The sequence below is a fragment of the Bradyrhizobium sp. UFLA05-89 genome, from assembly GCF_059803475.1.
Genome location: NZ_JBANBA010000091.1, coordinates 1 through 23,103 on the forward strand (window position 1 = coordinate 1; position 23,103 = coordinate 23,103).

Here is a 23,103-nt window from a genome sequence, read left to right on the forward strand (position 1 = left end):
CCTCCCGCAGAACAAAAGCGGAAAGTGTAACCCATGTGTCCGGTACGTACCGTCACCTATGTCTCAGGCTGCTCACACGCTTCGCGAGCTACGGCTGGGCAAGCCAGCCTCTGAACATTATTGACGCGAAGCGATCGAAAGGCTGCCGCGCCAAGGCCCAGCGGGCTAAGGCGGGCCTTTCGCCGGGCATGCGACGCCCTGAAAGGGCCCCCGACGGGTCCAAAATTGCCTCCGTTCGGTCATCTTTTCGATTCCCGCCCGAACCACCGTTCCGGCTCCTGTCATCAGCGTGGAGTATCGCCGTGATGAGTGATCTTCGCATCAAGCTGGAAAGGTACGAGTCCAAAGCCGCCCACTGCATGAAAGCAGCTCAAGAAGCGAGCGACGAGGCCGGAAAGGCTTTTTATGAGGAGCTCGCTCACTACTACGACGAGCTGGCAGCGGATTTTCGGCGCGTCCTTGCGAAACGGACCGGAGCCTCGCTGGCAGCGGAATGACCCTGGCTGGTGCGGGTCAACGGTTCGATCCTCTCACCGCTTACCATCGTCTGACGCCCCGCCGCGCGCGCGACATTCAGAAGACTTCTCGCCGAGGTGACCGAAGGGGCTGCCTCAACTGGTTGACTCTTGTCATTTCGGCACTGGGCCATTCCGACCAAGTTGCCAGAGATACTCCATCGGCCAAGCGGACATCACCGGCCGGCATAGTAAACCGCCCGTTAACTCGGGGTTGATATCGTGCGTCGTGTTCGGGTGGTGACCGCCCGGCTGGCCGGGAGTAGCCATCATGCCCGTCGAGATGCTGACTTATGCCGAGCTAGGCGAGCGACTCAGGATATCGCCTGAGGCAGCCAGATCGCTCGTGAAGCGACACCGGTTTCCCCGTTCTCGTTCGAACGATGGGAAGACCCTGGTTCATGTCGATCTCACCGAAATCAGCCATTCCCCCATCACACGTCCCCCCCAAGCTCCGGCCGGTCACCAGGTGGTCACCGCCCTCAGGGAGCACATTGCCACGTTGCAGGCCGATCTCCTGGAGATGAGGGCCATAGCCGGCAGTCATCGGTCCGACTTCGAGAGAGAGTGCGACCGCACCAACAAGCTGCTGGCCGAATTGCTCAAGGCCAACGTCGAAACTGCGGTCGCCCGCGAGAAGGCCGCGCATCTGGAGGGGAGGCTGTCGACAGCGAAGCCACCTTTGAGGCGACGGCTGGCCGAGGCCTTCACCCACATCCCGCTGGACACCATTCGCTGGAATATCGGTCGCACTGCTCGATCCAGCTGACTGAATAGTCGGGGTACCTCGCGGCGGGGTTGGCACCCGGGCTGCGGCGCACGAAGCTGTGCCGTTCGCAGTCCATCTATTTTCCTGTAGTCCCCTTTGTCTTCCTCGTTGCCGCTGGAGGCCGCTAGGAACTCGGCGAGACTCAGGCTTTACTACATATTATTTCCGACTTTTTGCCGGTTCGATGCCCGTTTCCGTTTTGGGAGTTTCGGAAAGTTTTTGCCCGCCAGCTCCGCATCCGCCTGAACAGCGGCTGCGGTTGCTTCCGCTGCTCGCGGCGCTCAAACGAAATCCGCTGGAATGCTGGAGTGCAGAATTCTTTCGCGAGCCGATCGCGAAAGTCAGGCTTCCCTTCACCGATGCCATCCTCGTGCACGACCCGGCAGCCATCAAGCATGTGCTGGTCGACAATGCCGGCAACTACCGCAAGGACCCGATCCAGCGCCGCATTCTCGCCAGCGGTCTCGCCGATGGGCTGTTGAGCGTCGAGGGGCAGCGTTGGGAGATGCAGCGGCGAACATTGGCTCCTCTGTTTGCGCGGCGCACGGTCACGTCCTTCACCTCCGCGATGCTGACGGCGGCCGACCAGCTCGCGGAGAGATGGCGTACCCTGGGGCCGCGGGCAACCGTCGACATCGCGGCGGAGATGACGCTGATCACGCTGAACGTGCTCGCCTTGACCATCTTCTCGGACGGCATTGGTGGCGACTACGACGAATTCCGCGCCGCGATGAGCGCCTATTTTACGGTGATCGGCCGCATCGGCGCCTTCGATCTGCTCGGCCTGCCGCAATCGGTGCCGCGGCCCGGCCGCGGCCGTCTGCGCCGGACGATGGCCTATTTCGAAGGGATCATCGACCAGATCATCGCAACGCGGCAACGGCGGCTTGCCGGCCTCTCTGCGGGCGGGGGGCCCTCCGATCTCCTGACGCTGCTGCTCCGCGCGCTCGATCCCGCGACCGGGCGCGCGATGTCGCTCGCCGAGGTCAGATCGAACATCCTGACCTTCCTGTCGGCGGGACATGAAACGACGGCCAATACGCTTGCCTGGTCGATCTTCCTCCTGTCACAGGCGCCGGATTGGCGGGCGCGGGTGCAGGCGGAGGCCGGGCGCGAACTGGCAGGACCGGTCGAGGGACTTGCGGATCGGCTGGTCGTAACCCGTGCCGTGGTCGAGGAGGCGCTGCGGCTCTATCCGCCCATCGCTGCGTTGAGCCGGATGGCCGAGGGGGCGGATACGCTCGGAGGCCTCAAGATCAAGCCGCGCTCGCTGATCGTGATCGCGCCTTACGTGCTGCACCGGCACCTGCTGTTGTGGCAAAGGCCCGACGCCTTCGATCCGTCGCGTTTCCTGCCCGAGGCGCGCGGGGCGATCCCGCGCTTTGCTTATCTGCCGTTCGGCAGCGGGCCGCGCATTTGCATCGGCGCGTCCTTCGCACTGCAGGAAGCGACCATCGTGCTCGCGGCGCTCATGCATCGCTTCGACATGGAGCTGTTGCCGGCCGCCAAAGTTTGGCCGTCGCAGAAAATTACGTTGCGGCCGGCAAACGGGCTGCCCATGCACGTGAGTACGCGCAATTGCGAGGCTCGGGCGGCTTGCGGATGCGAGACACAGAGGGCGTGATGGAACAGCCAAGCGGACATGAGCAGAATGCGGACCAGATCGCCTATTGGAACGGACCCGGCGGGCAGCGCTGGGCCGATCGCCACGCGACGCAGGAGGTTCTGCTCGGGCCGATCGCCGGGATTCTAATCGATCGCGCGAAGCCGACGCCGGGCGAGCGCGTGCTGGATATCGGCTGCGGCTCCGGTGCGACCACCGTCGCGTTTGCGAAGGCGGTGGCGCCGAATGGCGTTGCGCTCGGCCTCGACGTCTCAGGTCCCATGCTCTCGCAGGCCCGCGCGTTTTCGCCAAAGAACCTGCCGCTCGATTTTGTTCTGGCGGATGCGACGGTCTATCCGTTCGAGCCGGCGAGCTTCGACCTGCTCGCATCGCGCTTCGGCGTGATGTTCTTTGCCGATCCGATTGTCTCGTTCACCAACCTGCGCCGCGCGTTGAAACCTTCGGGGCGGCTGGCTTTCATCTGCTGGCGCGAGCCGCGCGAAAACCCCTGGATGATGACGCCGCTGATGACGGTCTACAAGCATGTGCCCAAGATGCCGCCGGTCGGGCCGGAGGATCCCGGCCCGTTCGCCTTCGCCTCGGAAGAACGCGTAAGGCGCATCCTGAATGGTGCGGGCTTTGTGGACGTGGCGATGGAGCCGCATAACCTTGCGATGGATATCGCGATCGGCGGCGGGCTCGACGCGGCTGTCGACGGCTCTGTTCAGATCGGCCCCGCCAGCCGCGCGCTGCAAGGCCATCCGCCGGAGACCGTTGAGGCCGCCAAAGGCTCGATCCGCGAAGCGCTGGCGCCGTTCGTCGAGGGGCAGTCGGTGGCGCTGCAAGGCGCGATCTGGATCGTGACGGCGAAGGCGGCGTAGGCGTCGTCACACCACGTTGTCGGGCGCCAGCGCGCAGCTGTTGTCCTGGCTGGTCTCGATCTGGATCGTCGTGTGACCGATCCGGTGTGAGGTTTTCAGGAGCTGCGCCGTCTCCATCAGGAAGGCGTCGCCGGGGTGGCCGCCCAGCATGACGAGGTGACACGTTAGCGCCGTTTCCGTGGTCGAGATCGGCCAGACGTGCAGATCGTGGATGTCTGAGACACCGGGCCGCTGCATCAGAAAGCCTTTGATGGCGTCGAGGTCGGTGCCTCGTGGTGCGGCGGCCATCGACATGTCGATGGAGCTGCGGAGCAGGCCCGTCGTGCTCCAGAGGATGACGGCACAGATCAGGAGGCTCGCCAGCGGATCGAGCCAGAGCCAGCCGGTCCACATGATCAGCGCCGCCGAGATGACCACGCCGAGCGAGACCGCCGCGTCTCCGGCCATGTGCAGGAACGCGCCCTGGATGTTGATATCGTCCTTGCGGCCGCTTGCGAACAGCATTGCGGTCGCGCCGTTGATGAGGATGCCGATGCCGGCGACGATCATCACCGTGACCCCGGCGATCGGCTCGGGCTTGCGCAGGCGCAGGATCGCCTCCCAGCCGATCGCACCGGTTGCGACCAGGAGGAAGACGGCGTTCGCGAGGGCCGCAAGGATGGTCGAGGCGCGGAAGCCGTAGGTGAAGCGGCCAGTGGGCGCGCGCCTGGCGGCGACCGATGCACCCCAGGCCATGACGAGGCCGAGCACGTCGCTCAGGTTATGGCCCGCATCGGCAAGGAGTGCGGTCGAATTGGCGATGTAGCCGTAAACGCCTTGCGCGACGACGAGCGCGGTGTTCAGCGAAATGCCGATCGCAAACGCCTTGCCGAAGCTTGCCGGCGCGTGGACATGCGCACCGTGGCCGTGCCCGTGGTCGTGCCCGGCATGGTCGTGGTGGTCACGGTGGTGATGATGGCCGGCATGGTGGTCGTCCTTGTCCACGTCTACCGCTCCCCGAAATCGGCGTGCGCCAAATCAAAACCCATTTTAGGCGTTTCGCGGGCGTCGTCACGACGGAACAGCACGTAGAGCGCCGGCAGGATCAGAAGCGTCAGCACGGTCGAGGAGATGATGCCGCCGATTACGACGGTCGCGAGCGGCCGCTGCACCTCGGCGCCGGCGCCGGTCGCAAGTGCCATCGGCACGAAGCCGAGGGAAGCGACCAGCGCGGTCATGAGCACCGGGCGCAGACGCGTCAGGGCGCCTTCGCGAACGGCCTCGACGAGCGGCGTGCCCTCGCTCCGCAGCCGTTCGATGAAGGCGATGATGACGAGGCCGTTGAGCACGGCCACACCCGAAAGCGCGATGAAGCCGACGCCGGCGCTGATCGACAGCGGGATGCCGCGCAGCAGCAGCGCCGCGATTCCGCCGGTGAGCGCCAGCGGCACGCCGCTGAACACCAGCAGCGCATCGGCCGCCGACCCCATGCTCATGAACAGCAGGAGGAAAACCAAAAGCAGCGCCACAGGCACGACAATGGTCAGCCGCTTGGTCGCCGAAACCAGTTGCTCGAACTGGCCGCCCCAGCCGATCCAGTAGCCGGGTGGCAGCTTGACCTTCTGCGCAACGGCATCCTGCGCCTCGGCGACGAACGAGCCGAGATCGCGCTCGCGGACGTTGGCGGAGACGACGATCCGCCGCTTGCCGTTCTCGCGGCTGATCTGGTTCGGCCCTGGCGTCGCCTCGACGGTGGCGACGGAGGACAGCGGCACGTAACGCATCTGCGTCAGCGGCGAGGCGGCGAACGCGGTCCGCAGCGGCGCCGTCTCCTCGCTGGGCGGCAGCGGAATCGGGATCGCGCGGATCGAATCGAGATTGCCGCGCAGGCGTTCCGGCAGCCTCACCACGATGTCGAAGCGCCGGTCGCCCTCGAATAGCTTGCCGGCCGACTTGCCGCCCACCGCGATCTCGATGATGCCCTGCACCTCGCTGACGCTGAGGCCGTAGCGGGAGAGGGCCTGGCGGTCGAGCCTGACGGTCAGGATCGGCAGGCCGGAAACCTGCTCGGTCTTGATATCGGTCGCGCCGCGAATGGTCCGGATCGCCGCCTCGACCTGCTTCGCGGCGCCCTGGAGGATGTCGAGATCGTCGCCAAAGATCTTGATGCCGATGTCGCTGCGCACACCGGAGATCAGCTCGTTGACGCGCAACTGGATCGGTTGCGAGATCTCGTAGTTGCTGCCGGGGATATCGTCGGCGGCCTTGTCGATCGCCTCGATGACCTCCGATTTCGGCTTGCCGGGGTCCGGCCATTCGGCGCGCGGCTTCAGCATGATGTAGCCGTCGGTTTGGGCCGGCGACATCGGATCGGTCGCGATCTCGGCGGTGCCGATGCGGGTGAAGAATTCCTTCACCTCCGGAATCTGCCGGATGCGTTTCTCCAGGGCCTTCTGAAGATCCAGCGACTGGGTGAGGCTGGTGCCGGGAATGCGGATCGCAGCCAGCGCGACGTCGCCCTCGTCCAGGCTCGGGATGAACTCGCCGCCCATCCTTGATGCCGCAACGCCGCTGGCGATCACGATGGCGGCAGCAGCAGAGGCGACGGCACGGCGATTGTCGATGGCGAGGCGGAGCAGGGGAAGATACATGCGTTTGGCGCCGCGCATGAACAGGTTGTCGATCTCCGACACCTTGCCGGTGACGAGGATCGCAACCGCCGCCGGCACGAAGGTGATGGAGCACAGCACGGCCGCGGCCAGCGCCATCAGAACGGTGAGCGCCATCGGCGTGAACATTTTTCCTTCGACGCCGGTCAACGTCAGCACCGGCAGATAGACCACGGCGATGATCAGCGTCCCGAACAGGCTCGGCTTGATGACCTCGCGCGAGCCGCGCAGGATGGTGCGCAGGCGCTCAGGCGTGGTGAGCAGGCCGCCTTTCGCCTGCTGCGCCTTGCCGAGCATCCTGAGACAATTTTCGACGATGATCACCGCGCCGTCGACGATGATACCGAAATCGATCGCGCCGAGACTCATCAAATTGGCGCTCATTTTGGTCCCGACCATGCCGGTGATCGTCAGCGCCATCGAGAGCGGGATCACGCAGGCCGTGACGAGGGCGGCGCGGATGTTGCCGAGGATCAGGAACAGAACGGCGATGACCAGGGCGGCGCCTTCCAGCAGATTGTTCTGGACGGTGCGGATGGTGGCCTCGACCAGATGGGTGCGGTCATAGACCGTGCGCGTGACGACGCCTTCGGGCAGCGATTTGGCGATCTCCTCGAGCCGGGCCGCGACGCGGCGTGCGACGGTGCGGCTGTTCTCGCCGATCAGCAGCATGGCGGTGCCGAGGACAGTCTCCTCGCCGTTCAGGGTTGCCGCGCCGGTGCGCAGGTCGCGCCCCTCGATCACCTCGGCGACGTCCCTGACCCGGACCGGATTGCTGCCGCGCGCGCCGATCACGATGTCCTGGATTTCACTGACGTTGCCGACCTGGCCGGGCGAGCGCACCAGATATTGCTCGCCGTTGCGCTCGATATAGCCGGCGCCGACATTGGCGTTGTTGGCGGCGAGCGCCGTCATGACATCGCGGAAGCCGAGCCGGTAGGCCATCAGCTTGCCGGGATCGGGCAGCACGTGGAATTGCCGTTCGAAGCCGCCGATGGTGTTGATCTCGATCACGCCGGGCACGTTGCGAAGCTGCGGCTTGATGATCCAGTCCTGCACGGTGCGCAGGTCGGTCAGCGAATAGTCCTCGCCGCCTTGCGCCTTATCAACTTGGATCTTGGCGCCCGGTTTCGCCTCAACCGTGTACATGAAGATTTCGCCCAGTCCGGTCGAGACAGGACCCATCGCCACTTCGACGCCGGCGGGGAGTTGGTCCTTCACCTGCTGGATGCGCTCGCCGACGACCTGGCGCGCGAAGTAGATGTCCGTGCCGTCCTTGAAGACCACGGTGACCTGGCTCAGGCCATAGCGCGACAGCGAGCGCGTGTAGTCGAGGCTTGGCAGGCCGGCCATCGCGGTTTCGACCGGAAAGGTGATGCGTTGCTCGGTCTCCAGCGGCGAATAGCCGGGCGCGCGGGTGTTGATCTGCACCTGCACGTTGGTGATGTCGGGGACCGCGTCAATCGGCAGACGCTGGAAATCCCACGCGCCGTAGGTCAGTGCGCCGATCGCGAGCAGCATGATGAGCCACCGCTGACGGATCGAAAAGGCGAGGATGCGCTCAATCATGATCGGCGTCTCCCTTGCCCATCTCCGCCTTCACGACGAAGCTGTTCTCGGCGACGTAACGCTCGCCGGCCGATAGCCCTGCCTTGATCTCGACATAGCGCGGATCGGACTCGCCGAGCTCGACCGGGCGTGCCTCGATCTTGTCGCCATCCTCGCGGACGAAGACGATGGTCCGGTTTTCCAGTGTCTGGATGGCGCTGGCCCGGACCGCCACAGCGACGTTGCGCGCGGCGAGGATCAGCCGTGCGGTGACGAACAGGCCCGGCCGCAGGCGTCCGTCGGCGTTCCCCAGCACGACGCGCGCCAGCGCGGTCTGGGTCTCGCTGACGCCGACGGGGGCCAGGTAGGAGATCGTGCCCTTGATCTCGCCGCGGCCATCGTCAGGATTGATCAGGACTTCGTCGCCGAGGTGCACGCGCTTGATGTCCTGGCGATAGATCGAGAGGTCGACCCAGATCGTAGAGAGATCGGCGACGACGAAGGCTGGCTTCTGCTCGGAGGCATATTCGCCGAGCGAGATCTGCCGGTCGATGAGCGTGCCGCCGATCGGCGCCTTGAGGTCGTAGGCCGTCAGGCTCTGATTGCTTTCGATCGACGCCAGCAGCTCGTCCTTGGCGACGGTGTCGCCGATCCGCTTGCGTATCGATTTGGCAATGCCGGGGAAGCGCGGCGTCACCTGCACCACGGCCTCCTGGTTGGCGCGCAGCACGCCGTTGAAGGAGAGCGTATCGGTCAGCGTCGCGCTTGCGGCTTCCGCGAGCGTCACGCCCGCTGCGGCAAGCTTGACGTCGGAGATCCTGATGCGATCGGCGCCGTGCTCGTCCTGCTCGACATGCGCGTTCGCCGGCTTCTCCGGCGTCTTGTCCTGGGCTTGGCTCGCGGTTTCGACCTTGGCCGGCGCCAGCATGGCGTAGCCATAGGCGCCGAGTGCGGCGGTGACGAGAGCCACGAGGATGGTCGAGGATGTCTTCATCTGGCGCTCTCCCGGGCAAGCGTGAGGGGATTGCCGACGAGGCCTTCGATGGTGGCGACCGCGGCATGGAAGTTCTGCTGCGCTTCCTGCTCGCGCAGGCGCGCCTGGACGACGCTGGCTTGCGCGTCGAGCACTTCGAGCAGCGTGAAGCGGCCCTGGCCGTAGCCCTGGGAAATGGCTTCCGCCGCTTCCTGCGCCTTGGGGATCGCGGTCTCACGCAGCACGGCCAGCTCGCGCAGCGAGCCCTGGAGCGAGTCATAGGCGCGACCGGCAATCACGATCAGCGCGTTGCGATTGGCTTCGCGCTCGGCCTTCGTCTTGGCGAGACTTTCCTGTGCCGAGAGGATGTTGCCCTGGTTCTGGTCGAACACGGGAATCGGCACCGAGACGGTGAGGCGCACCGCGTCGTCATTGGTCTCGTTGAAATGGCGCCAGCCGGCGGCGATCCGCACGTCCGGATACGGTTTCAGGCGCGCCAGCAGCAGCTCGGCGTTGCGCTGCGCAAAGACGGCGGTCCAGCGCACCAGTTGCGGATTGGCATCGATGGCGGCGACAACCGACTGGAACGAGGGCGGGCGGCCGGTGGCGTCAAGCCGTCCGGAGACGTCAGCGAATTTCGGCGTGGGATCGCCCATCAACACGGCGAGCTCGCGCCGAGCGCTGGCAAGCATCGCCTTGAAGCGCTCGCGGTCGGCCTTCACCAGCGCGGAGGCGACCTCGGCGCGGCCGGTCTCGGCGGGCGAAGAGGCGCCGGCCTCGACACGGCGGCGGAGCAGGGGCGTCAGGCGATCGATCGCGGCGACCTGCTCGTCGAGGATCTGGATGCGGCGCTGGGCGCCGAGCACGCCGAGGAAGGCGATGGCGGTCTCCGACAGCACCTCGAGCCTGACAGCCTTGCGCTGGATTGCGGCGACTTCGACACCGGCGCTACCCGCGGCTATTCGTGCCTCGCGCTTGCCGAACAGCTCGAACGCCTGGCTGATCTGGAGCGTGGTCTCGGCCGACTTCGTGCCGCGGTAGATGCCGGAGCCGAAGGAATTGTCCTGCTCGTAAGTAAGCTCCGGGTTGAGCAGCGCACCCGCCTGAATGCGCTGTCCTGCCGCGATGCCGACGTCGCGTTCGGCTGCCGACAGCCGCGGGCTCGCGGCCAGCGCGCGCGTCAGCGCGGTGCGCATGGTCAGGGTCTGCGCGTCTGCGGACTGCGCGAGCAGCGCGTTGATCAAGAAAGCCGACGCGCACGCCAAGCGCGCGGCAGTTCGCCTGCAAAACATGGAAACGACCTGTGGAGGATGAAGCTAAGAGGCGCGCGAGCGCCCCGACCAATCCGTTCAGGCAATATGTTTGGGAGGCGGGGAGTCCGTGTCGGGGACCACCCCGGCGACGGCGGGCAGGCGAGGTGGCTGCGGAGCGGCGACGAGGGCGTTCAGCGTCCCGGCCTGTGCCGGCTGCGTGACCGTTACCGAGAAGCAGCCATGGCAATGATGGCCGGCGAACGCCTTGTGATCGGTATGGCCGGCGGCCCCATCGAGCGCTAAGGCGATCTCCGCCTTGCCGGTAGGGTTCGTCACATCGAGATCGTGCGCGCCGTGCAGCAGGCCCGACAGCAGGTAGATGGTTGCGACGAGCACGGCCAGCAGCCCGCGCAGATCGCGCGTGCGAAACATTTCGAATGGCCGGCGGATCGCGGACACGTGCTCACTCTCGTTGCGGTTCGTGTCCCGCCTAGCACGCCCGCGGGAACAGTGTCGACCCGCAACATTGTTACGTCCCGAGAATAAACGCCGCAGCGGCGACAGGCTGTCGCGATTGGTTCTCGCGTGCGGGTGCGATCAGGACCTGTACGTCGTGGCGATGCGACAAGATCGTATCGGCTGCTGCCGTTGGTTTCGGAATGGTGCGGCCATCGCCGGCTTCAACCGTCACCGCGACGTGGTAGCCCTCTTCCATCGCCCGTTCCAGCCATTTGATGGCTTCGTCGATCCATTGGTCGTGGTGCTCGGGATCTGCGATCGCCTTTTCTCGAAATGCGTTTGCCTGGTTCAGGCATGCCGTTCTGCGATCCACGCGGCTCTCCCGCTCCTTTGGGGGCGCCCCGACCGCATCTTTGATGATCCCGGGATTGGCGTCGTTAACATACGACAGCTAATGCAGCGCAAAAACGAAAAGGCCCCAGATCCGGCGCGGACCGGCTGGGGCCTTTGTGCTCACAATCTATGTTTCCCTTGGACTTGTGCAGATAACCCGCATCTCGATGATTCGTTCCCGTCTGGAAGATCCGCTTAGGAACATTCCTTGCGCCGCTTCATTAGCGCCACGGAGCATTTGAGGAGGACGGGCTTATGGACGGATTGATCTATCTCATCGGCTTGATCGTCGTGATCATGGCGATCCTGTCGTTCTTCGGCCTGCGCTGAGAGCGCCGCGATGACTATCGAAGCTCTCGTGCAGGAGGAAGTCATGGAAGGCAGCGTGCCCGCCGCCGAAGGGCGCCGGGTCATCCAATGGAGCTCGGTGCTGGCAGGCGCGTTCGCCGCCGGTGCAATGTCGTTCATCCTGGTCGGCTTTGGCGTCGCCATCGGCCTCGGCGTCAGCTCGACGTCGCCGACATGGCGCGATGCATCATCGGCGCTGGCGCTGTTGTCGGGACTGTATCTGATCCTCCAGGCGATCGTCAGCTTCGGCTTTGGCGGCTACATCGCCGGGCGGATCGCGCGGCCTGCGCCTGCGCTCGCAACGATCGAGGATGACGGCGAGCGGCGGGACGGGCTGCACGGACTGACATCATGGGCTCTGGCGGTGTTGATCGGTGCGGCATTGCTCGCGATCCTCGGCGCGTCCGCGATCGAGCGTTCGCCGATACGCAGCTCGGCCAGCAACGTGAGCGCCGCCGAACCCCTGTTGAGCTATGAGCTCGACAAGCTGTTCCGCGCGTCACGTCGCCCTCCCAACGCAGACATGAGGGAGGCCCGCGCCGAAGCCGGACGGATCCTCATGACATCGTCGAGCCACAGTGGCGTCAGCAGCGATGATCGCACCTATCTCGTGCAACAGACGGCCGCGCTGACGGGGCTGGCAACCGCGGATTCCGAGCGGCGCGTCGATGCCGTGATCGCGGAGGCCCAGACGGCGATCAACCACGCGCGGCGCAGTTCGATCATCGTCGCGTTCTCGGTCGCCGCGGCAGCCCTGATAGGAGCCGTCGTCGCCTGGGCGGCGGCAGTCGCCGGTGGACGCCACCGCGATGGCGAACCCTTGCCGCAATGGATGGCGAGCTCGAACCGGTTCCATCGCGGCCGTCGCGCGATGCCGATGCCGTAAATTCAGGGCCATGGCCGGGACGAGACCGGCCATGGCTTCGTTTGGGAATCCTACGCCCGCTCTTCCCAGATCATCGCGAGATGCACGATGGTCTGGACGGCCTTTTCCATGTCCTGCCGGCTGACCCATTCCAGGCGCGAGTGAAACGCGTGCTCGCCGGCAAAGATGTTGGGGCAGGGCAGTCCCATGAAGGACAGGCGCGAGCCGTCGGTGCCGCCGCGGATCGCGGTGCGCATCGGGCGCAGCCCGGCGCGGCGGATCGCTTCGATGGCGTATTCGAGGATGTGGGGGTGACGGTCGATCACCTGCTTCATGTTGCGGTACTGCTCGCGCACCTCGAACTTGTAGGTCGAGCGCGGATACTCCTTCATCACGTCCTTGACGATGCCCTCGAGCAGCGTCTCCTTTTCCTTCAGGCCTTCCTCGGTGAAGTCGCGGACGATGAAGGACAGCGTCGCCTGCTCGAGCGCGCCGGAGATGCCGATCGGATGCAGAAAGCCCTGCTTGCCCGAGGTGGTCTCGGGCGAGCAGCCTTCCTTGGGCAGGCGCTCGACGATGGCGGCTGCGATCTTGATCGCGTGCTCCATCTTGCCCTTGGCATAGCCGGGATGGGCAGAGACGCCCTGGATGGTGATGGTGGCGCCGTCAGCCGAGAACGTCTCGTCCTCGACGCTGCCGGCGCTCTCGCCGTCCATGGTGTAGCCGAAATCGGCGCCGAGCTTCTTCAGGTCGACATTGTCGACGCCGCGGCCGATCTCTTCATCGGGCGTGAACAGGATCTTGATGGTGCCGTGCTTCACATCGGGATTGTTGATGAAGAAATGCGCGGCATCCATGATCTCGGCGACGCCGGCCTTGTTGTCGGCGCCGAGCAGCGTCGTGCCATCGGTGGTGACGATGTCGTTGCCGATCTGGTTCTTGAGCGCGGGATGCTCGGCGAAGCGGATCACCTGGGTGGGGTCGGCTGACAGCGTGATGTCGCCGCCGCGATAATTCTTCACGACCTGCGGCTTGACGTCCTTGCCCGAGCAGTCGGGCGAGGTGTCCATGTGCGAGCAGAAGCAGATCACCGGCACCTTCTTGTCGGTGTTGGACGGGATCGTCGCGTAGACATAGCCGTAGTCGTCGAGATGGGCGTCCTCGACGCCCATGGCCTTGAGTTCGGTCACGAGCACGCGACCGAGATCCTTCTGCTTCTCAGTCGAGGGCGAGGTCGGGGATTCGGGATCGGACTGGGTGTCGATGGTGACGTAGCGCAGGAAGCGCTCGGTCACGGTGTGGGTAAAGGTGAGGGACATTTCTTCTCATAGCCGCCGGGGTCGGATGAGGGGCGGTATACCAGAAAAGCGTCATTCCGGGGACCGCGTGTCGCCGCCGCAACGCGGCGTGAACAGGCTTAATGAACCGTAAGTCTCAGCTCGCTTCGGCCAGTTCCCTGAACGGGGCGGACGGCGGCTTCCGGCGCTGGAATTTGCAGCCGCCTGGCACCAGACGATTCGGGACCTGACGGTCCGGTTACCCCGGGGCGAATTTCGGTGAAGTCTCGCAGAAACACCCGATGTTTACGGGAGAGGCGCAACGTCCTTGACTTCACCAGGTCGCACCTTTAAGTCCCCCCTCGTTCCGCATGGCTTTGCCCAGCACGCGGGAGTAGCTCAGTTGGTTAGAGCGCCGGCCTGTCACGCCGGAGGTCGCGGGTTCGAGCCCCGTCTCTCGCGCCATTGAATCAATGGCTTAGCGCGGAATTCTCCTGGAACGCCACAAACGATAAAGCCGCCCGAAGGCGGCCTTGGTGTCTGTCCGAAATGGTCCGTTTCGGCCTTAGCGGATCTCCGAGGTGCCCGAACTCGTCACCACCACCGGCTTACCAGCCTTGATCGTGTGGGTCGTCTGGGCGGTCTGGCTGAGGTCGATGCCGGTCCGCGCCGCGATTCCGAAGGCTGCCACCGCGATACCGGCCACCAGCGCCACCACCACGATCTTCAGGTGTGTCGCACGATCAGCAGAGTGAATGGAGTGGTTCATCAGAGCCTCCCGACGGGCTTTCCCGCCCGTCTGTTGGCTCACCTTCTAAGGACGATCTGTTTCCGGATGGTTTCGCGCCGTCGGCAAAATGGTTTCATCTGGGCGGCGTGGTTTTGGCTGGAGGGTCGTTTCAGGCCGCCGCTCGGGCGATATCGGTCCGGATCGTCCGGGCAGCCCGGACGAAGAGCAGGGCGCCCACTGTGGTCGTGACCGCCGCCGACAGCAGGGAGTAGCGGACGGCGTCCGCGCCGAAGCCGGCCTTCAGCGCGTCGTTGATCATGCCGACGATGAGGGGTCCCAGTCCCTGGCCGAAGCGGGTTGCGGTCAGGGCGATGAGCGCGGAGGCCAGCGCCCGCATGCTGGGCTTTGCCACCGTCTGCGCGATCGCAAAGATCGGCCCGAGATGGAAGCCGACCAGGAACGAGGTCAGCAGTCCTTGCGCCCCTTGGCAGGCCGTTTGTTTGTTGGCAGAGGTGGCGCATGAGCCAGAAGCCGAGCAGAGGCGGGCGTATGTCGCCCGACGTTGGGGACGATGCGGCGCCGATCACCGTGATGCTGTCGTCGCGGCTGATGGTGCTTGCCAATCTGCTCAAGCGCGGCGCCATCCTGCGCTACAAGCGTGTCGTCGGACTGAACTCGGTGGAGTTCGGCCTCGTCGCCTCGCTCGGCCGGCGTCCGCCGATGAGCGTGGCGCGGCTCGCCGAAGCCGTCGGTCAGGACAAGGGACAGATCGGCCGCGCGCTTGCGGGGCTGTCGTCACGCAAGCTGATCGCGAAAACGCCCAATCCGAACGACAGTCGCGAAGTGCTGATCTCGCTGACCAAGGCAGGGCTCGCCGCACATGACGCGATCGTTGCCAGCGCGCAGGAGCGCAATCGGCGCCTGCTGCAACAGTTGAGCAAGGACGAGCTCGACGCGCTGCTGGTGCAGATCGATCGCCTGACCGCGGCCGCCGAAGAGATGCTCGAGGCGGAAAAGGATCCGGACTGATCGTTCCGCCGACGTAGCGTCCATTTTTGAAGCGTTCTTGGAAGATCTCTAAGAGCTGTTCTAAGAGGCATTCAATTAGGTCTTCCGCGCGTGCTCGCTTAAGCGTCCATGCAACGCATGTCGTCATTCGCACTGACGGCATGGAACTACAAACGTTGCAGGTTGGGGTGGTGCGTTGAACTGTCTTGGAATGCTGCGGTCGGCGGGACTTGCGACCGCGTCCGCTCTGGTGCTGTTGCCGCAAGCTTCGGTCGGTCAATCCTCGGGATCCTCGTCGCAAAGCGGGGCGCAAGCCTTGCCACCGGTTACCGTGGCCTCGCCCGAGCCCCGCCGCCGCGCAGCGGCCTCCGCGCCACGCCGAACGCCGCGGGCAGCGCAGAGCGTGAGCGAGAGAAAGCTGCAGCCTGAGCGCAATGTCGGATTCGTCGAGACGCCGCGCGGCCCGGTCCACGGCTATGTCGCTGGCCGCAGCTCCTCCGGCACCAAGACCAACACGCCGATCATGGAGACGCCGCAATCGGTGTCGGTCATCGGCGCCGAGCAGATCCGCGACCAGAAGCCGAACAAGCTGGACGAGGTGCTGCGCTATTCGGCGGGCGTGCGCGCCGGAACCTTCGGTGCCGACACCCGTAACGACTGGTGGCTGATCCGCGGCTTCAAATCGGACGACGTCGGCCTGTTCCTCGATGGCATGCAGCTCTTCTACACGTCCTATGCGAGCTGGAAGCTGCAAACGCCGAACATGGAGCGCGTCGAGGTGCTGCGCGGCCCGTCTGCGGTGCTCTATGGCGGCTCGAGCCCGAGCGGCATCGTCAACGTCATCAGCAAGATGCCACCTGGCGAGCCGATCCGCTACATCGAGACCGGCGTCAACAATTTCGGCAATGCCTATGTCGGCTTCGATGTCGGTGGTCCCGTCGCGACGAGTCCCGAGAACGGCAAGCTGCTCTATCGCGTCGTCGGGCAGGTCCAGAACGGTGGCACGCAGGTCGACTTCACGCCCGACAACAACTACTTCATCGCACCGTCGGTAACCTGGAAGCCGGATGCCGACACGACGTTCACCGTCCTTGCGTCGGCATCGAAGCAGGATACCCGCGGCATCAACTTCCTGCCCTATCAGGGCACGGTGACCAACGCACCATTCGGTCGTATCCCCACGAGTATGTTCCTCGGCGATCCCAGCATCGACAAGTTCACGCGCGAGCAGGAGATGCTCGGCTATCAGTTCGAGCGCAATCTCACCGACAGCCTGACGTTCCGGCAGAATGCGCGTTTCGCGCATGTCGACGTGACGTATCGCGGCCTCGTCGCCAACGGCTATTCCAACGCCAACACGGGCGACATCGCGCGCTACAATTGGTACGCGAAGGACACGGCCAATCAGGCCAATCTCGACAACCAGTTGGAGTATCGTTTCGACACCGGCCTGGTGAAGCACACGATGCTGTTCGGCGTCGATCTGCGGGGCTACCAGATCGACGACTATCAGCAGTTCCAGTTTGGCACGACGCCGTCGATCAACGTCTTCAATCCGGTCTACGGTCTCAATGTGCCATTTACGACCGGGCCGTTCCGCAACTACCTGATCACCCAGAAGCAGGCCGGCACCTATCTTCAGGACCAGGTCAAGCTCGGCAACTTCACGCTGGTGGTGAGCGGCCGCAACGATTGGGTCGAGACCACTCAGGCCGCGCGCGACACCGGAGCGACGGTGGCCAGCCGCGATGACAGCAGGTTCAGCGGGCGCGTGGGCCTGATCTACAATTTCGACAACGGCCTTGCGCCCTATGTCTCCTATGCGACGAGCTACAATCCGGTCATTGGCCTTAATGCCAACAACCAGTTGCTCCTGCCGGAAACCGGCAAGCAGGTCGAGGTCGGCCTGAAGGTGCAGCCGAAATGGTTCGACGGTTACTTCACGGTCTCGGCCTTCGACCTGAAGCGTCAGAACGCGCTGACCACCGATCCGTCGAATGTGTTGTTGCAGAACCAGACCGGCGAGGTCACCTCGCGCGGCATCGAGCTCGAGGCGGTGGCCAATGTCACGAAGGAGCTGAAGCTGATCGGCGCCTTCACCAGCTATCATCTCTTCACCAGCGAGGATCTCGATTCATCGCTGATCGGCAAGACGCCAACCAACACGCCCGAGCTCCTGGCCTCAGGTTGGGCCGACTACACCTTCAAGGAGGGTCCACTGGCAGGCTTCGGCTTTGGCGGGGGCGTGCGCTACGTCGGCTCGTCCTGGGCAGACTCCGCCAACACGCTCGAGGTTCCCGCCGTCGTGCTCGGCGATCTCGCGCTCCACTATGAATGGCAGAACTGGCGCACAGCACTGAACGTGATCAACGTGACCGACAAGACTTATGTCGCAAGCTGCGCCTCGGTGACGTCCTGCTTCTACGGCGATCGCCGGCGCGTCACCGCCAGCGTCTCGTACAAATGGTGAGGGCGGGCGAGGGGATCGCGTCGTGAAGGCGCGCACCGTCAGGCTCTGGTCCCTGGTCCACACCTGGACCAGCCTGATCTCGACCGTGTTCCTGCTCCTGCTCTGCCTGACCGGTCTGCCGCTGATCTTTCATCACGAGATCGACGAGCTTCTCGGCTATGCCCCCCAGCCCGAAGCTCACGCGGGCGCGGCGCGTGCGACCACCCAAGAGGTCGCCGACGCCGCGCTCGCGGCCGATCCGGGGCGGGTACTGCAATACATCTCCTGGGACAAGGACGAACCCGGGATCGTGTTTGCATTCACCAACAATGCGCCGGACGGTCCCCCGGACAATGCCACCGTGCGCGCCTTCGATGCGGTCTCGGCCAGGCTGCTCGGACCTGTCGGCGTCGGGCCGATGCTGATCGTGCTCAAGCTGCACACGGACATGTTCGCCGGCCAGGCCGGAAAACTGTTTCTCGGTGCGATGGGACTGTTGTTCGCGCTCGCCATCATCTCCGGCGTGGTGCTGTACTGGCCATTCACGCGCCGCCTGCGCTTTGCGACCATCCGCTACCCCGCCGCGCGCCGTGTGGTCTGGCTCGACTGGCACAATCTGATCGGCGTGATCACGGTGGTCTGGGCGCTGGTGGTCGGGCTGACCGGCGTGATCAACACCTGGGCCGAACTGATGCTCGATCAGTGGAAGGCGACCGAGCTCGCCAGCATGGTTGCACCCTATGCCGGCAAGCCGCCGCCGGTGCATCTGGCCTCGCTCGACGGCGTCGTCGCCCGCGCCAAGGCGGCCGCGCCCAGCATGGACATCGCGTTCATCGCTTTCCCGGGCGCCCCGTTCACGTCATCACACCATTTCGCGGCGTTCATGCGCGGCGAGACCGCTCTCACGGCGCGCCTGCTGAAGCCTGTGCTGCTGGACGGGGAAACCGGGGAGGTCGCCGACAGCCGGGCGCTGCCGGTCTACCTCCAGGCGCTCTTGATTTCGCAACCGCTTCATTTCGGCAACTATGGCGGTATGCCGCTGAAGGTGATCTGGGCTGCGCTCGACGTGTTCACGATGATCGTGATCGGCAGCGGTCTCTACCTTTGGCTGGCACGGCGGCGGAAGCGGAGGCCCGCCCGTGCCGATGCATTCGCGAAACGAGCCCCGGTCCCGTCATGATGCATGGCTCGCCCAGCCGCTCGCGCCCGTGGATTCGGGTCTTCGGTGCGCCGATTCTGATCGCTATGGCGACCTCGATCGGCCTGCTCGCGGCGCTGCTCTGGGGAGAGATCGGCAAATATGTCGCCTGGGTGACGGTCGGCTCTCCCATGGCCGTCATTCCCTGGGCCTGGCTGCGTCGCGGTAGGACAGCAAAGCCGTCCTAGACACGCGGAGAGGCGGTCCGACATGCTCCGCGCGGAGCATCTGCCGACGGCGGGAGGACCGACATGGATGCTCTTGCTGGGGCCGCGGTTCTGCTCCATACCAGCCGCGGGGCGATTCCGGGATTTCCACTGTTCTGGGGGCGGCAAAGGGCCTAAAAACAGCGTGTCTTGCACCCATTGGTGCACTGCGCTAAGGCTCAGAATAATTCCAAATCGGGACGAATCCGCGAGCCACCCGAGGCTTGCGGGAAAAAGGGCTCGCCAATGAGCGGCATTCTGCAGAACTATCTTCCACTTGTGGTCTTTATAGGGGTAGCGGGCCTGATTGGCCTCGTGCTGCTGATCGCCCCCTTCATCGTGGCCTTCCAGCAGCCGGATCCGGAAAAGCTGTCGGCGTATGAGTGCGGTTTCAACGCCTTCGACGACGCCCGGATGAAGTTCGACGTCCGCTTCTACCTGGTCGCCATCCTCTTCATCATCTTCGACCTTGAGGTGGCGTTCCTGTTCCCCTGGGCAGTAGCGTTCGGAAAGCTTGGTGCGACCGGCTTCTGGTCCATGGTGGTCTTCCTCGCCGTGCTGACGGTGGGGTTTGCCTATGAATGGAAGAAAGGGGCACTCGAATGGGATTGAACCCTGCCACGCCGTCCGCCGGTCCGGTTCTCGCGCCGGCCCCGAAGGGCATTCTGGATCCGTCGACCGGCAAGCCGGTCGGGGCCAATGATCCGTTCTTTCTCGAGGTCAATCACGAGCTGTCCGACAAGGGCTTCTTCGTCGCCGCGGCCGATGACCTCATCACCTGGGCGCGCACCGGGTCGTTGATGTGGATGACCTTCGGTCTCGCCTGCTGCGCGGTCGAGATGATGCAGGTCTCGATGCCGCGCTACGACGTCGAGCGCTTCGGCTTTGCGCCGCGTGCCTCGCCGCGCCAGTCCGATGTGATGATCGTCGCAGGCACCCTGACCAACAAGATGGCTCCGGCGCTGCGCAAGGTCTACGACCAGATGCCTGAGCCGCGCTACGTCATCTCGATGGGCTCCTGCGCCAATGGCGGAGGCTATTACCACTATTCCTACTCGGTCGTGCGCGGCTGCGACCGCATCGTGCCGATCGACATCTACGTGCCGGGCTGCCCGCCCACGGCGGAAGCGCTGCTCTACGGCGTGCTGCTGCTGCAAAAGAAGATCCGGCGCACCGGCACCATCGAACGCTAAGGTTTTACGTCATGGACGACGGCAAGCTCGACGCCCTTGGGCAAACGATCGTTAGCGCGCTTCCGGGCGCCGCCACCGGTCACGCGGTGGCCTTCAACCAGCTCACGGTGGAGGTCGAGGCCGCCAAGATCGTCGAGGTGGTCAAGTACCTCCGCGACGATCCAAGTTGCCGCTTCGTCAACTTCACCGACGTGACCGCGGTGGATTATCCGTCGCGCGAGAAGCGCTTCGACGTCGTCTATCATCTGATGTCGCCGACGCTGAACACCCGGATCAGGCTGAAGGCTCAGGCCGACGAGACCACCCAGGTGCCGTCGCTGATCGAGGTGTTTCCCGGCGCCGACTGGTTCGAGCGCGAGACCTACGACCTCTATGGCGTGATCTTCGTCGGACATCCCGACATGCGCCGCATCCTCACCGATTACGGTTTCGAGGGGCATCCGCTGCGCAAGGACTTCCCGCTGACCGGCTTCGTCGAGGTCCGCTACGACGACCAGGAGAAGCGGGTGGTGTACGAGCCGGTCCGGCTCAACCAGGAATTCCGCAAGTTCGATTTCCTCTCGCCATGGGAAGGGGCGGACTATCCGCTTCCCGGTGACGAGAAGGCGGGACCGAAGGCCTGATCATGAACGAGCAACCCGAACAGCTTCGCAACTTTACGATCAATTTCGGCCCGCAACATCCCGCGGCGCACGGCGTGTTGCGCCTGGTGCTGGAGCTTGACGGCGAGGTCGTTGCGCGTGTCGATCCGCATATCGGCCTGCTTCACCGCGGCACCGAGAAGCTGATCGAGCAGAAGACCTATCTCCAGGCGATCCCTTATTTCGATCGCCTGGACTACGTCGCGCCGATGAACCAGGAGCACGCTTTCTGCTTGGCTGCCGAAAAGCTGCTCGGCATCGAGGTGCCGCGCCGCGGCCAGTTGATCCGCGTGCTGTATTGCGAGATCGGCCGCATCCTCTCGCATCTTCTCAACGTGACCACGCAGGCGATGGACGTCGGCGCGCTGACCCCGCCGCTGTGGGGCTTCGAGGAGCGCGAGAAGCTGATGGTGTTCTACGAGCGCGCTTCGGGCAGCCGTATGCACGCAGCCTTCTTCCGCGTCGGCGGCGTACACCAGGACCTGCCGCCCAAGCTGATCAACGACATCGAGGCCTGGTGCGATCCGTTCCTCAAAGTTGTCGACGACCTCGACCGCCTGCTCACCGCCAACCGCATCTTCAAGCAGCGCAACGTCGACATCGGCGTGGTGCCGCTGAAGGAGGCCTGGGAGTGGGGTTTTTCCGGCGTGATGGTGCGCGGCTCCGGTGCGGCCTGGGACCTGCGCAAGGCGCAGCCCTATGAATGCTATGCCGAGATGGAATTCGACATTCCGATCGGCAAGAACGGCGACTGCTACGACCGTTACCTGATCCGCATGGAAGAGATGCGCCAGTCGGTGCGCATCATGAAGCAGTGCATCGAGAAGCTGAAGGCGCCGGACGGGCAGGGGCCGGTCGCTGTCGAGGACAACAAGGTCTTCCCGCCGCGCCGCGGCGAGATGAAGCGCTCGATGGAAGCGCTCATCCATCACTTCAAGCTCTACACCGAAGGCGTCCACGTGCCGGCCGGCGAGGTCTATGCCTCGGTCGAGGCGCCGAAGGGCGAGTTCGGCGTCTATCTCGTCTCCGACGGCACCAACAAGCCCTACAAGTGCAAGATCCGCGCGCCGGGCTTCGCCCATCTGCAGGCCATGGACCACATCTGCAGGGGCCATCTGCTCGCCGACGTCTCGGCCATCCTCGGCTCGCTCGACATCGTGTTCGGAGAGGTCGATCGGTGATGGCGCCGGCGCCAATCCAGTTTGACCGCGCCTCGGGGGCCCTCGAAGGGGCCAACCTGTGGGAGCGGACGGCTGCCTTGGCGCTGGTGACGGGATCGAAGATCTCCTCGCACTTCTCGCACATGGGCTACATCGCCTGCGCCAATCTGCTGCGCAAAACGCTGCCCGAGCGTAACATCGCGATCAAGCTCAACCCGGACGCCGTGTTCGAATTCCCTTACGGCGACGGCTACTGGAGCAAGCTGCTCAACCGCTCCTACAATTACGAGGACGAGTTGGAACTGTTGTTCGCTGACTCCGTCGACGTCGATTACACGCTGCTCGATTGCGGCGCGAACTATGGCTACTGGTCGGTGCTGGTGTCGAGCAAGCCGTTCGGCTCGCACAGGGCGATCGCGATCGAGCCGTCGGGACAGAACCACCCGAAGCTTGCGAACAACGCGCGTATCAATGGTAACCGCTTCGAGACCATGAAATGTGCGATCGGTGCCGAGCGCGGCACCGCACGGCTCTCCGGCACCAAGCACGAGGCTTTCAGTATCGCGGGCGCGCCCTCGGCGGGCGGTGAGGAAGTGCCTGTGATTGCACTCGACAATCTGCTCGATGACGGCAAGGTCGAAGCAAACGGCAAGTATTTGATCAAGCTCGACGTCGAAGGCGTCGAGATCGACGCCATCAAGGGTGGCAAGCGGCTTCTTGAAGGCGACAGCGTGATCATGTGCGAGGAGCACGGCAGCGACCGCAGCCACGCGGTGTCGCGCTATATCCTCGAACAAACCCCGCTGAAGCTGATCGTCTACGATCCCACCACCAGTCGCATGGAGACGGTGACCGAGCTCTCGATCCTCGATCGCATCAAGGTCTCCACCCACGTTGGCTACAATGTTTTCGGCACCGCAAGCGCATTCTGGCAGGACAGGATTGATGCCCTGAATGCGAAGGCTGCGCGGCGCCGTATCCAGTGA

Annotated in this window: 22 protein-coding genes, 1 tRNA gene and 1 pseudogene; 15 read left to right on the plus strand and 9 right to left on the minus strand. The window is 64.5% G+C overall.

From position 1 onward, the window contains the following. Positions 1-305 precede the first annotated feature (305 nt). The 4 genes from SO139_RS33720 (at position 306) to SO139_RS33735 (ending at position 3,768) form a co-directional block, all read left to right on the plus strand. Positions 306-497 carry a hypothetical protein gene (locus SO139_RS33720; protein ID WP_449382903.1) on the plus strand — a complete coding sequence of 64 codons (192 nt, stop codon included), beginning with the start codon at positions 306-308 and terminating at the stop codon, positions 495-497. Positions 498-786: 289 nt separating this feature from the next. Then, a complete protein-coding gene (locus SO139_RS33725) occupies positions 787-1,284 on the plus strand; it encodes a hypothetical protein (protein ID WP_498541328.1) in 498 nt (165 codons plus the stop codon). A 259-nt stretch (positions 1,285-1,543) separates the two neighbouring features. Beyond that, complete coding sequence (locus tag SO139_RS33730) at positions 1,544-2,908, plus strand: cytochrome P450 (protein ID WP_498541329.1); 1,365 nt, start codon at positions 1,544-1,546, stop codon at positions 2,906-2,908. After that, positions 2,908-3,768, plus strand: a complete 861-nt coding sequence (locus tag SO139_RS33735) for a class I SAM-dependent methyltransferase (protein WP_449382900.1) — start codon at positions 2,908-2,910, stop codon at positions 3,766-3,768. Before SO139_RS33730 ends, SO139_RS33735 begins: the two co-directional genes overlap by 1 nt. Positions 3,769-3,774: 6 nt before the next feature. Here SO139_RS33735 and SO139_RS33740 read toward each other — a convergent pair whose 3' ends face one another. The 6 genes from SO139_RS33740 to SO139_RS33765 all read right to left on the minus strand — a co-directional run bounded on the left by SO139_RS33740 (position 3,775) and on the right by SO139_RS33765 (position 11,022). After that, positions 3,775-4,752, minus strand: a complete 978-nt coding sequence (locus tag SO139_RS33740) for a cation diffusion facilitator family transporter (RefSeq protein WP_498541330.1) — start codon at positions 4,750-4,752, stop codon at positions 3,775-3,777. A 2-nt stretch (positions 4,753-4,754) separates the two neighbouring features. Beyond that, positions 4,755-7,985 (minus strand): efflux RND transporter permease subunit, encoded by a 3,231-nt coding sequence (locus SO139_RS33745; protein ID WP_498541331.1) that lies wholly within the window; start codon positions 7,983-7,985, stop codon positions 4,755-4,757. Beyond that, complete coding sequence (gene ihpB / locus SO139_RS33750) at positions 7,978-8,958, minus strand: divalent metal ion exporter adaptor subunit IhpB (protein ID WP_449382897.1); 981 nt, start codon at positions 8,956-8,958, stop codon at positions 7,978-7,980. Before ihpB ends, SO139_RS33745 begins: the two co-directional genes overlap by 8 nt. Further along, entirely contained in the window at positions 8,955-10,229 is a 1,275-nt protein-coding gene (ihpA, locus tag SO139_RS33755) for a divalent metal ion exporter subunit IhpA (RefSeq protein WP_498541332.1), read from the minus strand. Before ihpA ends, ihpB begins: the two co-directional genes overlap by 4 nt. 57 nt (positions 10,230-10,286) lie before the next feature. Beyond that, positions 10,287-10,649: a hypothetical protein gene (locus tag SO139_RS33760; protein ID WP_449382895.1), complete on the minus strand. Its 363-nt coding sequence runs from the start codon at positions 10,647-10,649 to the stop codon at positions 10,287-10,289. Between the two features lie 70 nt (positions 10,650-10,719). Continuing rightward, the gene (locus SO139_RS33765; protein WP_449382894.1) at positions 10,720-11,022 is read right to left on the minus strand and encodes a hypothetical protein; all 303 of its coding nucleotides are present in this window, start codon (positions 11,020-11,022) and stop codon (positions 10,720-10,722) included. Between the two features lie 360 nt (positions 11,023-11,382). Here SO139_RS33765 and SO139_RS33770 point away from each other — a divergent pair, with 360 nt between their 5' ends. Next, positions 11,383-12,276 (plus strand): hypothetical protein, encoded by an 894-nt coding sequence (locus tag SO139_RS33770; protein ID WP_449382893.1) that lies wholly within the window; start codon positions 11,383-11,385, stop codon positions 12,274-12,276. Between the two features lie 50 nt (positions 12,277-12,326). Here the strand turns inward: SO139_RS33770 and pepT are convergent, their stop codons facing one another. Beyond that, positions 12,327-13,574: a peptidase T gene (gene pepT, locus SO139_RS33775; RefSeq protein ID WP_449382892.1), complete on the minus strand. Its 1,248-nt coding sequence runs from the start codon at positions 13,572-13,574 to the stop codon at positions 12,327-12,329. 346 nt (positions 13,575-13,920) lie between these two features. Between pepT and SO139_RS33780 the strand changes: the two genes are divergently transcribed. Next, positions 13,921-13,997 (plus strand) — tRNA-Asp (locus SO139_RS33780). A gap of 100 nt (positions 13,998-14,097) precedes the next feature. On the opposite strand, the gene SO139_RS33785 is transcribed toward SO139_RS33780, so the two are convergent. Continuing rightward, on the minus strand, positions 14,098-14,301 hold the full coding sequence (locus SO139_RS33785) for a hypothetical protein (protein ID WP_449382891.1): 204 nt from the start codon (positions 14,299-14,301) through the stop codon (positions 14,098-14,100). A gap of 130 nt (positions 14,302-14,431) precedes the next feature. Beyond that, positions 14,432-14,731, minus strand: a pseudogene (locus SO139_RS33790) (spinster family MFS transporter); the annotation flags it as partial. A 50-nt stretch (positions 14,732-14,781) separates the two neighbouring features. On the opposite strand from SO139_RS33790, the gene SO139_RS33795 reads away from it, so the two are divergent. From SO139_RS33795 to SO139_RS33835, 9 genes are all read left to right on the plus strand, one after another. Next, positions 14,782-15,291, plus strand: coding sequence for a MarR family winged helix-turn-helix transcriptional regulator (locus SO139_RS33795; protein WP_498541333.1), 510 nt, complete (start codon positions 14,782-14,784; stop codon positions 15,289-15,291). A gap of 190 nt (positions 15,292-15,481) precedes the next feature. Beyond that, positions 15,482-17,740: a TonB-dependent siderophore receptor gene (locus tag SO139_RS33800; RefSeq protein WP_498541334.1), complete on the plus strand. Its 2,259-nt coding sequence runs from the start codon at positions 15,482-15,484 to the stop codon at positions 17,738-17,740. A gap of 22 nt (positions 17,741-17,762) precedes the next feature. After that, positions 17,763-18,899, plus strand: a complete 1,137-nt coding sequence (locus tag SO139_RS33805) for a PepSY-associated TM helix domain-containing protein (RefSeq protein ID WP_449382889.1) — start codon at positions 17,763-17,765, stop codon at positions 18,897-18,899. Then, positions 18,896-19,105 (plus strand): hypothetical protein, encoded by a 210-nt coding sequence (locus tag SO139_RS33810; protein ID WP_449382888.1) that lies wholly within the window; start codon positions 18,896-18,898, stop codon positions 19,103-19,105. The genes SO139_RS33805 and SO139_RS33810 overlap by 4 nt, the downstream gene beginning before the upstream one ends. A 264-nt stretch (positions 19,106-19,369) precedes the next feature. Next, positions 19,370-19,735, plus strand: a complete 366-nt coding sequence (locus SO139_RS33815; protein WP_008136158.1) for an NADH-quinone oxidoreductase subunit A — start codon at positions 19,370-19,372, stop codon at positions 19,733-19,735. After that, positions 19,726-20,316, plus strand: a complete 591-nt coding sequence (locus tag SO139_RS33820) for a NuoB/complex I 20 kDa subunit family protein (RefSeq protein WP_498541335.1) — start codon at positions 19,726-19,728, stop codon at positions 20,314-20,316. The genes SO139_RS33815 and SO139_RS33820 overlap by 10 nt, the downstream gene beginning before the upstream one ends. Before the next feature lie 11 nt (positions 20,317-20,327). Further along, positions 20,328-20,939, plus strand: a complete 612-nt coding sequence (locus SO139_RS33825; protein WP_449382887.1) for an NADH-quinone oxidoreductase subunit C — start codon at positions 20,328-20,330, stop codon at positions 20,937-20,939. A gap of 2 nt (positions 20,940-20,941) precedes the next feature. Further along, a complete protein-coding gene (locus SO139_RS33830) occupies positions 20,942-22,138 on the plus strand; it encodes an NADH-quinone oxidoreductase subunit D (RefSeq protein WP_498541336.1) in 1,197 nt (398 codons plus the stop codon). Further along, positions 22,138-23,103, plus strand: coding sequence for an FkbM family methyltransferase (locus SO139_RS33835; RefSeq protein WP_498541337.1), 966 nt, complete (start codon positions 22,138-22,140; stop codon positions 23,101-23,103). Before SO139_RS33830 ends, SO139_RS33835 begins: the two co-directional genes overlap by 1 nt.